The organism is Lysinibacillus sp. FSL W7-1291 (assembly GCF_038593415.1).
In the GTDB taxonomy this organism is placed as follows: Bacteria; Bacillota; Bacilli; order Bacillales_A; family Planococcaceae; genus Lysinibacillus; species Lysinibacillus fusiformis_D.
On sequence record NZ_CP151994.1, the window covers coordinates 1,403,026 to 1,417,060 of the forward strand.

The window sequence follows — 14,035 nt, forward strand, 5'->3', positions numbered from 1 at the left end:
AAGCAGTCAGTCTTTTATTTTAATTCTAAATGGCATTTTTAAAAAACCTTTAATAAGATTGGGTATACTTACTTTGTAAAATGTAGAAAGGTAAGGATGCCCGAAACTTTCTAATGATGAGATATATGTTAAGAAAAATAAGACGCTTAAAACAAAGCCATACATTCCAAAAAAGGAGGCAATTACTAATGTAGCAACTCTTATTAAAAATACATTTCCTAGTATATTTTGATTAATTAATGTATAGCTAGATATAACAGTAAGTGCTCCAATTACTAATGTTGATGGTGATGTAAATCCTGCTCTTATGGCAGCATCACCAACTATTAAGCCTCCTAAAACTGCAACTGTTTGACCTACAGCTTTAGGTAAACGTATGCCCGCTTCTCGAAAGAGGTCAAAAAAAACGAGCATAATAAGAATTTCGAACGAAGAAGAGACGGGTAGTCCAATTTTAGATGCAGATATTGAAACTAGTAAGGGAAAGGGTAACTGGTTAAGTTGATGGACAGTTAATGCAATCCAAAACCCAGGTAAAAATATACTTGTTAATAAAGAGGTAATCCTTAAAATTCGTGAAAAACTCACAAATAAAAAATTAGTTTGATCATCTTCCGGGGCTTTCAAAATAAGTAGTAAATTTGCGGGTCCAATTAAACAGCTTGGACTTCCATCTACCAATATGACAAAACGGCCCTTATTGAGAGAACTTACTACAAAATCGGGTCTTCCTGAATAATCAAGGAGAGGGAAGAGGGTCAACTTATCATAAAGTAATTCTTCAATATGATAACTACTTGCAATATTATCTACTTTTATTTTATTTAGTTTGTTTTGTACATTCTTTAAAGTGGTCTGATCAATATTGTTCTCAATGTAGAGCAATAAAACTTTTGTTTTACTTATATCACCAATTGTAAACTGGTCACTTGATAAATTTTTACTTTTTAATCTCATTCTTATTAAAGAAAAATTGGTATCTATATTTTCAATAAACCCGTCTCTGGGTCCTCTTAATGAGACTTCCATATTTGATTCTTCAATGGATCGTTCAGGTAGTTTAGCTAAATTGGTTGAATATAAGCTGTTTGATGGAACATGAAAAAAATATAAAAAACCTGAGAAAATTTTGCTATTTATTTCATCTGTCTTCGTTCTGAACTCTTTTCTCTCCTGTACTTCTAAATAGCGATTTATAATTTCGACATCGTGTAAATGGCCTTGTTCAGCCAAAAATCTAATATTTGGTAATAATGAATTCAAAAAAAGTACACTATCAATTAAACTATGGCAATAGATAAATATAACTTCATGTTTTTCGTTATTAAACATATAGAATTTACTACTTACCGTTATATCTGATTGGTGACTTAATTCTTTATAAAAAAAATCCCTATTTTCAGTCAAGATTATGAACTCCCTTTTGCTTTTTTTCTAATACGTAGAAAACAGTCATAAATAAGAATAAAAATACAAAAATAGAAAGGAGATAAGTGCTTTTTATAAATGACAAAAAATCAGAAACAGACCAAGGAATTAATAATCCTATTGTTAAACATAGATAACAAATGAATAATATTAATTTTCGGTTTTTAAAAAAGGAAGATACAATATACATAAATAAGCATATGCGAATAAAAGCCACTGATAATATTTGGAGAACAGATAAAGAATCCAATCTTGTAAAGTACTTACCAAATGATAAAACCCTCCATTGCTCGTTTAGAGGAAAGAGCATTTTCTGGGTTATATAAATGCCGAATTCAGATATAGTAGTCGCAATGGAAATAAAAACCAATATGACAAATACAATAGAAAAAACGAGTATTCCTTTTCTTTTCATTCTCTCTTTTACATAACCATTTAAAACAATTAAAATAAAACCCATTTCTAAAATACCAATACATATGTATAATATTCCCCATAAAATGGACGGAGTATTACTTGTATATACTGGTAACAATAGTTCATATTCATTGTTCATTGAGTTCCCTAAGTTGAGGAGTACAAACAAAAAAATGTAGAGTGAACAAATAATTATGGACTGGATAGCTATGGTTTTGATCCCTTTTAAGGAACCATAAAAGCATAATAATATAAATAAAATAACTGTTATAAAATATGGATAATCAGAGTTAAAACTTTCATCTGCCCAAATAATTGTAAACTTGAGTGAGACGAAAGTGGATGAAATAAAATAAACTATATATGAAGTAATGATGAATAAATAGAGTGGTCTGCTAGTCTGGACAGATGTTAATTCAAGAAATGAAGTATTATTTGTTGTAATTCTAGAAATAAACAAGGCAAAAAAGAATATTGGGATTACACTAGCTAATGCACTTATCCATGCTTCACGTTCGACCACTGTGAAAATTGTGGGAATTAAAACGAAATGTGCTAAAAAACTAACTGATAAGAATAACAAACAATATACATGTATTGGTTGTAAAACTTTGTTCATTTTATCTTAAACCCCCTCCTAACAATACTCCCCATGTTTGTTGTCATCTAATCTAAATAGACTTCTTTTTATTATTAACACACATGAACCCCGTTATAGCTCTAGCTCAAAATTTCACTCTCTTCATGGAAGTTAAAATGAGGCATTGCATAAATAATTAATCTAACAATGATGCTACTAATTATCAAAGCAAGTTAAAAAACTATCAAAAGTAGATTTTGATTTATTTTATATAACTGCTAAGATTTAACTAAATTAAAGCCTTTTTTAACAGTGCGAAACTGAGAAAAGGTTTATAAATTATAAAAAAATTACATAGATTATAAAATTTAATGAATATTTTTATGATTTAAATGAAAAGGGGGACTTTTTCAATTTGCTTAAGAAGAATATGATCATTTTAGAAAACAATCTTTATTTGAAAATGGGTTTAGTGAAAATACTGGAAAGTGATTACAATATTTATTCAGACATTGACTTATCAAAAAATCTTTATGATTTAATGAAACATTACAAGCCAGATATTATTGTCATTAATGATCTAAGTAAAAATAACCTAAAACATGTAAAACGGATTCGATCCGAATATCCTAATACATATGTTGTTATTCTTACTTCAATTATTTTAGAGGACGAGATTCATGAGGCTTTGTTAGCTGGCGTCTCAGGTTATGTTTTATATAATATAAAATCAAAAGAATTAAGAAAGGCAATAGATTTAATTTCCGAAGGTGAATACTACTTTAATAGTTCGACAATGACCATTTTTATAAAAAGTTATTTAAAACTTTTTGATTCGAAGGAAATCATATCTCATCTTTTTACAAAGCGTGAATATGTCATTTTGCTCATGCTTGCAGAAGGTAAAAATATACAAGAGATTAGTCAAACACTCAATATCTCGGAAAAATCGATTAATATAAATATTAATAAAATTTATAATAAATTATCAGTGAAGACTCGTATTCAAGCAATAGATAAAGCAGTTAAAAACAGGTGGATTCCTTATAATTTAGCTATATCTAATTTATATGTAAATTATAATAAAAAACGTACATTACTATAATAAAAGAAATCCGAATATTATTTATATTCGGATAATTTTGTTTTATTGGGGAATACTCCCTTTTAAGCAGCTAGCTCATTTTCTTTTAACTGATTTGTATCTACATAAAGCCTTTGACACCAAAATCGTTAATTGCCATAACGAAATTTCTTATATTACAAATACTTCTTTTTTCTTATATCTAATTATCAAATTATGCTTCATTTGAAACAAATGTTGATTTTGAAGACATGTGAATAGATGTTATGGTATTTGTTAATTAGAGATAAAGAGGTACCTAACATAGGTATTTTTGATTATTTCGAATGAATTTAATAGGGATTCTTTGCTCGATAGGTTTTAAAAAAAGTGCAATAAACCATAATGTAGTTACCAGTTCTATATATGCGTATTTTCGGCGTATTGATAGACAAATTAGTAAGAAATAGAGGTGAGAGTATGTACAATTTTTTAGATCGTTTCACTTTACAAAAGGTGCAATTATTAGATCATATCCATAATGAAAAACGTTTCTTTTCTAGTCAGGAGTTGGCTAAAAAAATGGATTTATCTGAAAGAACCATCTTAAAAATAGTAACAGAACTCTCAGGTGATTTACAAAAATTTGATGAAGCTACTTTTTTAAAAGAAATTAAACATAAGCAATTTAAATTAGATTGTAAAGATTATTTTTCAATTAAAGCAATAGAAAGATATTACTTACAAAATTCTTTAGCATATAAAATCTTTAATGATATTTTCTACAATAAATTAGTCGATTTTAATATGTTTATTATAGAGAATTTTACAAGTCAAGCTTCTATATATCGCCAAATTAATAAGATTAAACCTTTATTAAAAGAATTTCAATTAAAATATACATCTCAGGATTTTATTACACTTGAAGGATCTGAAAAACAATTTCGCTATTTCTATTATTTATTCTATTGGAATTCATGTTGGGGAGAAATTTGGCCTTTCACAGGAATATCTAGAGAAGAAATATTAGAAGTAATTAAGGGGTATAATCGAGAACTTCCAATATCTGTTTTATATTTGCTGGCGATTTGCTTAATACGAGCTAAAATGGGTTTTGTCATAGAAGAAGACGCAGCATATACAAGATACACAGAACATCATTATCAATATGAAAAGTTTTCACAAACATTTAGTTCTTTATTTAAAAAATTCACAGCCCTTAATGATGAAGCAATAGAAAAAGAGATAAAGTTTTCATTTTCATTTCTAGAATCTCAACATCGTTATGAGAAAAATGAAAGTACAATAAGTTTAATGATGAATTTTGCTCAATACCATAATCAAGAATTATTTGTGCAAGCTACTTTGTATTGGATGGAGAAATTCAGGGAGTTTTTTTCTATTACTTTAGATATAGAGGAATATGGCGTATTGTTTGTAAACTTACTTAACCTTCATTATTATACGTTGAATTTTTCTGGTCCTGCATTTCTATTTAAAGAGGATCTTTATAAAAAGAGATTTGATAGTCATGCCACTATACAAATTGAAATTATGAATCAATTTTATGATTATCTCTTAGAGAATGAAGCATTTTATAAGATTTTTGAACGTAGGGAGCTTTTAATTGGTAGATATCATCGATTACTAAAACAATCAATCGACGTACTTAAAAGAAGCACAATAAAGGTAAAAATATACTCTGTGATAAATGATGTTCCTTATTTATTTGATAAGGTCAAACGCGTTTTTTCGCATGTTGATTATTGCACAAAAGATGAAGAAGCCGAATTGATAATCACTGATCGCCTATACTTAAATATTGCTAAAGATAAAGAAGATATTTTTGTGTGGAATTCTATACCTGAAAGGGAGGATTTTTTCAGACTAGGTAAAAGACTTCAAAAAATTTATTTTACTAAAGAACAACAGCCAGACCAACTACTTTTAAAAACATTATTAAGTCAAGTATAGAGTGGGAGAATTTAATTGATCTTGAGAAAAGGATACTGGGATAAAAATTATTGGATTATTTGGAATATTGAATTTAAAAATGATAGAAGGAGAATATAAAACTAAGTTATACATGATGAAAAATATTATTGATATAAATCTATTATCATTGATTTTAAAATACATACTTTTTTGTTGGGTTTGATGTTTTCTTGAAAATTACTGAAGGAAAGGATACTAGACTCATAGATGATAAAAAGTTAGACAGAGCAGACTATACATCAGAGGTTAGAATGCTACCGTGCTATATAAAATAGTTTGGATAATAGAGACACGAACCAATGATAAAGTAAGACAAACTTATTACCTATTGTTATTAAATGAATAACCAGTAAAACAAACAAATTTTCGTTTACTACATTTTCAAATCAGAGGGGATAATTATGATGTTACGCAATCTTTCCACAATGAAAAAATTATTAATCTTAATGTTAATATCCATATCTACAGTTGGTATTATTCAAGTGGTTGGGTATAACACGATGAAATCTTTAAAAAATAATATAGAGGATATATTTAAGGACCGCTTAGAACCAGGGATTATATTGACTGATTACAGGCTAAATAATCGTATTATTTTAACAGATATGTATAGATCCTTCCTTTATACTGATGAAAAAACGATAGAATTAATCAATAATGAGGTGAACAAAGCTTTTGAAGATAATGAAATGAATCTTCAATTACTTAATGACACCAACTTGAAGTCAGATGAAGCAGAAATTATAAGTGAACTGGTGGAACAATATCCAATTTTTAAAGAGACTATGGAGCAAGTATTCCAACTGAGTCTTGCTAATAAGAATGAGGAAGCGTTAAACCTCTATTATTCTATAGGTGAGCCTGAGTATAATAGTATTTTATCAAAAGGTTTAAAGTTAACAGAACTGAATAGAGATTATGCAAGCTCTTTATATAAAGATAGTGTAGACCAAGTAGATAAAAATACTAGAAATACAATGATCATTTCAGTGGTATTAAGCATACTGTATGTTGTAATTGGGTTTATTGGTGTTCGAAAATATATAACTGCTCCAATAGAAAAAATAAAAACTGCTGTTCAACGAGCAGAAGCGGGAGAATTAAATTTTAGTGTAGATTATAATTCTAAGGATGAATTTGGGATATTATCTACCTCACTTAATCGTATGATTGCTCAATTACGAGATTTAATTGGTCAGGTAAAGCAATCGTCTGAACATATGGTAGCGTTTTCTACAGAACTCACGGCAAGTACAGAACAAACAAATTCAGCTAGCGAGCATATTGCGACTGTTACGTTAGATATTGCAAGCGGATCAGAGCATCAAGTTAGAACGATAATAGAAACAGAAGATATTGTTACACAAATGGTACAAGATGTCCAAACAATTGAAAGTAATTCAACTAGCGTATCAGAGGCAGCTATCCACGCAGAACAAATATCAGTGGATGGGAATGAAATCATTAAAAACGCTGTTCAACAAATGGACAAAATCCAAACTTCTATCGATAATCTAAATAATGTGATCTTTGGTTTAGGTGATCGCTCTTCAGAGATTGGACAAATCGTAGAAGTTATAACAAGTATTGCTGAACAGACTAACTTACTAGCATTAAATGCAGCGATTGAAGCGGCAAGAGCAGGGGAAAATGGTAAAGGTTTTGCTGTTGTTTCAGAAGAAGTTCGAAAATTAGCTGAAGAATCCTCTTTATCCGCACAGAGAATTTCTGTGTTAATTGATGGAATTCAAACGGAAACGAATAGAGCAGTAGAATCAATGCAGTTCACAACAAATGAAGTGGTTATAGGTATGAATAGTGTGAACACCGCAGGAGAAGCCTTCAAAAAAATTCAACATGCTACCAAACAAGTATCTGTTCAAGTTCAGGGGATTTCTACTTCGGTAGAACATATGGCTATAGAAATGAATAATATGACTGATTCGATGAAGCAAATCAATGGAATCGCCCAAAGTTCTGCAGAAGGAACACAAAATATTTCTGCAGCTACAGAGGAACAGCTAGCCTCAATGGAAGAAATTACAGCATCTACTTTTACACTTTCTAAAATGGCAGAAGAATTACAAAATAAAACAAATATGTTCAAAGTATGACGTGTATGATTTATTTGAAATTCTTAGGCAAAGATAAAATGGTTTGATAAACAGACATTATGAACTATAAGCCAATAAATTAGTATTAAATGTTACTATAGTATTTCACACGAAATGTATTTACATTTAACTATTTAACGCTCGACCAGGAACTCATATAACAAGTGAGTTTCTGGTCTTTTTTATGTGGAATCATAAGAATTAGACAGATTCCTCATCAATGATATAAATCCATATGTTTAAGATTTTATATGCATATGAAGATGCAAGCGTACCTCTTACAAAAAATATAACAGCTTTAGCACAAGTGTCTTCTAATATATACGGTTATGATTTTGCATTGGATCGACTATCAATCCATTAGTTGCTACAAGGATTTAAGATGGGGTAAACCTTTCATTGCTATTACTATTTACAACTTCGCGGCTTTCTATATTTGGGGGATACAATGAATCCCTCAATTTTTTACTAATTATTGAGGACGTTAAATTATTTACATAACCAAGGAAGTGTTGAAATAGTATTAAAAGTGTATGCATATATTGAACTTTAATCCTCAAATATAGGAGTGGGGCAAGTGAAGGATATAGAGTTGTTTTTAAAGAAATTACATTACTTTGATAATAAATTTAAGTTATTTATTTATCAAAACAAGGATCATCTACTAGTTGATTATTTAGAGTTGTGTGCGTTAATTGATGAGTATTCTTCTTTTATTATAAATCATGACAATGAAACACAATGGAATAATTTAGGGCGGTCAATTGAAATAGTATCATTAGTTCAAAATCTACGAAAGAACTCTTCTGTTTGTGTCCAAATCATGGAAAAATACCGGGCTTTATTATTAAGTCATGAAGAAAAGGAGATGACGGATTACTTTCGTAATATAGGAGACTGTATTGGCAAGGAATTCGGAGGTTTTCAAGTTACTAGTCAATCGAAGGTGCTTTTAATAGGATCTGGGTCTTTTCCTATAACATTATTAATGGTTGCGGAACAAACAGGAGCAGACGTTTTTGGAATTGATATTGATGATGAGGCGATTCAGTTGGGGAAACATGTAGTAAATAAATTAGGAAGTCATTTATCCATTCAAATTGACAAGAAGACAGTAGAAGAGCTCGCAGTTATGGAACAGATTAGTCATATTATATTTAGTTCAACTGTAAGCAGGAAATATGACATATTAGACCAATTATATGATGTAACAAATAAAGATGTGCTGATTGCTATGCGTTATGGAAATGGGTTAAAGTCTCTTTTTAATTATCCAATGCAGAAGGTAAACAAAAATAAATGGCATACAATAGAAGAAATTATCCACCCTCAACATGTCTTTGATGTTGTTTTATATCAAAAGGTACAATGATTTTAATAGGTGAGGAGAAGACTATGTCTTATTTTAATAAAGTATTACTGTTAGGAACAGGGCCTACAGTAATTCAATTAGCTGTGAATTTCAAAAATTATTGTAATAGTAAAGTAGCTATTGCAGGTCGAGAATCTTTACGCTCCAACATTTTCTTTGACACGATCGTTCAGCAACAACTTGCACTCAAAGTATTTATTCAAAATACACAACATCAGGCTGTTGCGGGAAAATGTACGATTGATGCGTTTTTTAAGGGTTATCATAAAATATCTGGAAATTGGGATACCGTAGTTCTTTGTGTTACTACAGACTCTTATCTTTCAGTATTAGCACAAATTGATACGAAAGTGTTGAAGCAGGCTAGCTGCTATATATTAATGTCACCTACATTTGGTTCTAGTCATTTAATAGCAAATTTCCTAAAGAATCTAACTCCTCAGGCAGAGATCATTAGTTTTTCAACATATTATGGGGATACTAGATGGATAGATGGAATACCATCAAATGAAGTATTGACAACAGGAGTGAAGAAAACAGTTTATGTAGGTTCAACTTACTCAAAATCATATAGACTGGATAAATTATCTGAATTATTTCATCATTTAGGGATTCATTTAAAAAAATTAGCTTCTCCCCTTGAGGCAGAAACAAGAAATATTTCTTTATACGTACATCCTCCCTTATTTATGAATGATTTTTCATTAAAGGCAATATTTGATGAGGATAGTATAACAAAGTATGTGTATAAGCTTTATCCTGAGGGTCCTATTACTTATACAATAATTCGGCATCTATTAAATTATTGGAAAGAAATGATGGAAATTGTGAAACACTTCGATATTCAACCTCTCAATCTATTAAAATTTATGGTAGACGATAATTATCCATTGCAGCCAGCAAGTATAGACGGACAAGAAATAGAGAATTTTAATAAACTCGAATCTATACATCAAGAATATCTGCTCTATATTCGTTATGCATCCTTATTAATTGATCCATTTTCTATACCAAATAAAGAAGGAAGATACTTTGATTTTTCTGCCGTTCCTTTTAGAGGTATTTATAAAAATCTTGATGGAGAATGGGATATTCCTAGAATGCCAAAAGAGGACTATTTCCGTATGAAAATCATTCAAGGGATTGCGCATGCCCTGAAATTGAAAAGCCCGACGCTTGATTATTTTGTACAAACTTATGAAGAAAAACTACAACAAGTTGTGGCTTCATCTAAGCATAAAATCTTTTCTGATGCCTTTCAAATAAAATCTTTTTCACAAGAAATAGAGATGATTTGTAAGGAGTTAATTTTGAGTAAGAAAACAAAAGAAGGAGAAGAAGAATATATAAAATGATAAAAAGCTATTAAGTTTACAATAAGGTTTAACAAAAAAGCCACTATAGCGGTGTGCGAAAACTAAGGGCAATTAGCGGACCTTTCAAAATTCTTTAGACATGGCTCAGTTTCCGAGTTTTTCATGCGTAGTGCAAGCCACCAATTAGTAGATGGGTGGTTCTATTTCAAATTGACAATGATAATCATTATCGATAAGGTGGGGATAGACGAAAGTCATCATGCCCACCTTTTCGCATTTCAGGGGCTAAACATGATCAGTAATTTGGCTGAGATGACTCAACCCGCCGATTGATTATGGAATCCTTAAAATCAGTTCTCGATGCCACTGAAACTTACTTTGAGCAGTAGCTTGTTGAGGGGTCCATGCTATTTGTTGTCAAAAGCCATTACTAGTAAACAATTTTGAAACGAGGTATGCAATTTGAAAATCGATGTGAATCAGTTAGCAGAACATTTAGCACATATTCCTTTCCAAGTAGAAGGAATATATCGATATACGAGTTATTTAGGTGTGCCGTACGCTGATTATACAGATTCCTTTCCTGGATTTATTTTTCCACTTACAGGGAAAATACAATTTCAATTTAATGGCACGCCTTATATCTTTTCACCAGGAAAAGTTGTGCATGGTGGTGCAAAAATGAAACTAGATCAAAAAAATTTTGATAATGCGAACTGGGAATATATTCTTGTTTTATACCGAATATGTAACTCAGAAATACAAGAGTCCAGTTTTTCTCATCAGCATTTTGAATTATCGACTGGACAATCTCCTCGTCTTATTGAATTACTTATGCGTCTTTGGCATGTGTATAATCAGCGCGGAGGTATTTCAATGTTTCAGACCGAAATGCTGTTTCGCGATGTACTGAATGAAGCCTTATTATGTGTTGCTAATAGGCAAAATAGCTGTGAATCACATACTTTATTCGAACGGGTATCTTCTTATATTCATGAATACTATCATCAAAGCCTTACAATCCCCTTGCTTGCAGAACAATATAACGTGAATCGAAATCGACTTTCTTATGTATTTAGAAAACATGCAGGTATGGGACCAGCAGAATATTTATTAAAATATCGTATCAACATGGCGCAAAAAATGCTTTTTACAAGTGATGCGCCTGTACAATATATTGCGCAAACTGTTGGAATTGCTGATCCCTTTTATTTTAGTAGAGTGTTTAAGAAACAATTTGGTCTTTCTCCTACTGAATATCGAGAGAAGTTCATCAATAATCCATGCTAATTTCAACAAGCATCCATTCAAATCCGAAAATTCCTTTACTATACTAATAGCGTATCAAAGATAATTTGTTGGAGGAATTTCGGATGCACAAGATCAAAGGACTATTATTCTCAACGCTATTATTAGCAGGCATACTAGCAGGTTGCAATGAAACATCAGTTGAAAAGAAAGGCGTAGCTACAGAAGACACTTCTACCTCTGCGGTTAATGCAGATGCAACTCATTGGCCAAGAACCATTAAGGATGCTTTGGGTAAAGAAATTGTTATCGAGAAAAAACCAGAAAAAATAGTTTCCCTATGGTATTTTTATCCTGAAATACTAGTTGCATTAGGTGAGCCGCCTACAGCTTCTACTGACAAAGAGTATCTATCTTCTTTATCTTATTTAAATGGAAAGCTAGATTCAACTGAAGAATTAGGAGATAAATTGTCTCCTAGTATTGAAAAAATTTTATCGACTGAGCCTGATTATATTTTAGCAACGGAACATCATGAAAAATTATATGAGTCACTAGAAAAAGTTGCGCCAGTCATTACGCTGAAATCTAAGGACATCTATGATGACTGGCAATATGGCCTTCGTACAGTAGCCGAGATTATTGGAAAGGAAGACGAAGCGGAAAAAGTAATTGATAAAATGATGCAAGAAATTACAATTGGTCGTGAAGCATTAAAGTCGATTCAAGGAGAGTCAGTAGCACTTGTGTTGTCTTGGGATGGAAAAACTTTTAATGTTCTAGGTGAAGAAAATCCTGTATATATTCTTGCGTTTGATAAAGAAAAGGGATTGGGGCTTACACCAGATATCACATTTAAAGGAAAAAATAATCAGTTTACTGCATTCGAAGGAATTTCAACAATTCAAGCAGACCATATTTTCCTTATAGGTGACATTACAAAAAAGGAAACATTAATGAGTGAATTACAACAAAGTAATGTATGGAATAATATGAACGCCGTAAAAAAAGGGAATATTCATTTAATGGATACTTCCGCTATTACTGGTGGTCCATTAGCTATTGAATACGCTTTGCAAAATATAACAAATGCCCTGCAAAAACAATAAAACGAAGAATTTAATTCGAGAAACAAACAGTGTTAAGAAGGTCAATAGATGATAAGGAGAGATGGTTATGCCCTACCAAGTTATAAATATAAAAGAAAATTTGTCTCAAATAAATGAGCTCTGGTCTCCGAAAGTTGTAGGTGAAATAAACGACTTTCAATTCAAACTAATTAAGATTGATGGAGATTTTATATGGCACGAGCATCAAGGTGCAGATAAGGTATTTATTGTGCTAGAAGGAGAAATGTTCATTGCTTTTCGTGATGGCCAGGTAAAAATTTCTAAGGGAGAGATGTTTATTGTTCCGGGAGGAGCAGAGCAAAAGCCTTTCGCTGAAAAGGAATGCCATATTATGTTGGTTGAGCCTAAAGTTGCTGTAAACACTGGCGGTATTGAGTCTAAATAAACGGCATCAAACTCTACAGAGGAACTAATGTTTGTCATTAGTCCGAATTCAATATTTGAGAAAAGGGTTCACGGCTAACTGAATGGGCAGTAAATGGATTAAATTGCTGTATCGCAAATCGTAGAATTAACCTCTAGATAAATAAGTAGGACAAGAGGCAACATACAATGAAGGAGACCGTTCGTGTTAATTAAACGGTCTTCTTTTTGTTTTTCTTATATTTATACTTCACTTCATTACATGTGGTCTATCTTCTGGATTCTGATTACCTACCTTTGCTACAGCATATGCAATAGTAAAATGAGATTGTTTATTTGATTTCTTTCTATTGATTTTAATGAGTAGCTAAAATTGAAAAGATTGAAATTCATTCTAGGTAAAATATATTATTTTCATTTAATGCCATTTTTTTAACCTGATTTTAACCTTTCTACATTAATTTAGTGTAAGAGATACATCATTAAAGGAAGGTGTTTTAAATGGATCCATATGTTGGAGAAATTCGAATGTTTGCAGGTAATTATGCTCCAGATGGCTGGGCATTGTGCAATGGGCAACTCATATCCATTGCAGAAAATGAAGTACTTTATTCCTTAATTGGTACAACTTATGGCGGGAATGGACAAACGACATTCGCGTTACCAAATTTTCAAAGTAGAGTAGTTGTCCATCAAGGACAGAATCAAGCAACTGGTACGAACTATGTGATAGGTCAAATAGGAGGGGTGGAAACTGTCACTTTAAACACTTCACAGCTTCCAGCTCATACGCATCAAGTAAATGCTTTCTCACTTGAAGGTACAACACTGAGTCCTGAAAAAGCTGTTTGGGCAAAAAATATACAATATTCAACACAACCAGCAAATAGCACAATGAATGCAACAGTCGTTTCAAGTGTTGGAGGAAATACTCCTCATGACAATGTAATGCCGTTTCTGACAATTAGTTTTATTATCGCTCTTTACGGTATATACCCATCATTTTGAT

General features: G+C 31.3%; 11 protein-coding genes. 9 read left to right on the forward strand and 2 right to left on the reverse strand.

The features are described from left to right. Positions 1–6: 6 nt before the first annotated feature. Both NST76_RS06715 and NST76_RS06720 read right to left on the reverse strand, forming a co-directional pair. The gene (locus NST76_RS06715) at positions 7–1,407 is read right to left on the reverse strand and encodes a spore germination protein (RefSeq protein WP_089932134.1); all 1,401 of its coding nucleotides are present in this window, start codon (positions 1,405–1,407) and stop codon (positions 7–9) included. Next, entirely contained in the window at positions 1,400–2,464 is a 1,065-nt protein-coding gene (locus NST76_RS06720) for a GerAB/ArcD/ProY family transporter (protein ID WP_330493508.1), read from the reverse strand. Before NST76_RS06720 ends, NST76_RS06715 begins: the two co-directional genes overlap by 8 nt. A gap of 376 nt (positions 2,465–2,840) precedes the next feature. On the opposite strand from NST76_RS06720, the gene NST76_RS06725 reads away from it, so the two are divergent. The 9 genes from NST76_RS06725 to NST76_RS06765 all read left to right on the forward strand — a co-directional run bounded on the left by NST76_RS06725 (position 2,841) and on the right by NST76_RS06765 (position 14,034). Further along, positions 2,841–3,530 carry a response regulator transcription factor gene (locus tag NST76_RS06725; protein ID WP_157492958.1) on the forward strand — a complete coding sequence of 230 codons (690 nt, stop codon included), beginning with the start codon at positions 2,841–2,843 and terminating at the stop codon, positions 3,528–3,530. A gap of 438 nt (positions 3,531–3,968) precedes the next feature. Next, entirely contained in the window at positions 3,969–5,462 is a 1,494-nt protein-coding gene (locus tag NST76_RS06730; protein ID WP_058843336.1) for a helix-turn-helix domain-containing protein, read from the forward strand. 422 nt (positions 5,463–5,884) lie between these two features. Further along, a complete protein-coding gene (locus tag NST76_RS06735; protein ID WP_080717152.1) occupies positions 5,885–7,597 on the forward strand; it encodes a methyl-accepting chemotaxis protein in 1,713 nt (570 codons plus the stop codon). A gap of 577 nt (positions 7,598–8,174) precedes the next feature. Then, on the forward strand, positions 8,175–8,969 hold the full coding sequence (locus NST76_RS06740) for a nicotianamine synthase family protein (protein WP_231744971.1): 795 nt from the start codon (positions 8,175–8,177) through the stop codon (positions 8,967–8,969). Between the two features lie 23 nt (positions 8,970–8,992). Next, positions 8,993–10,324, forward strand: coding sequence for an opine metallophore biosynthesis dehydrogenase (locus NST76_RS06745; protein WP_342544829.1), 1,332 nt, complete (start codon positions 8,993–8,995; stop codon positions 10,322–10,324). Between the two features lie 423 nt (positions 10,325–10,747). Further along, on the forward strand, positions 10,748–11,575 hold the full coding sequence (locus NST76_RS06750; protein ID WP_036127185.1) for an AraC family transcriptional regulator: 828 nt from the start codon (positions 10,748–10,750) through the stop codon (positions 11,573–11,575). A gap of 83 nt (positions 11,576–11,658) precedes the next feature. After that, entirely contained in the window at positions 11,659–12,642 is a 984-nt protein-coding gene (locus NST76_RS06755) for an iron-siderophore ABC transporter substrate-binding protein (RefSeq protein WP_036127182.1), read from the forward strand. Positions 12,643–12,709: 67 nt separating this feature from the next. After that, complete coding sequence (locus NST76_RS06760) at positions 12,710–13,048, forward strand: cupin domain-containing protein (protein WP_036127180.1); 339 nt, start codon at positions 12,710–12,712, stop codon at positions 13,046–13,048. A gap of 479 nt (positions 13,049–13,527) precedes the next feature. Then, on the forward strand, positions 13,528–14,034 hold the full coding sequence (locus NST76_RS06765) for a tail fiber protein (protein WP_036127178.1): 507 nt from the start codon (positions 13,528–13,530) through the stop codon (positions 14,032–14,034). The last annotated feature ends 1 nt before the right edge of the window (position 14,035 follow it).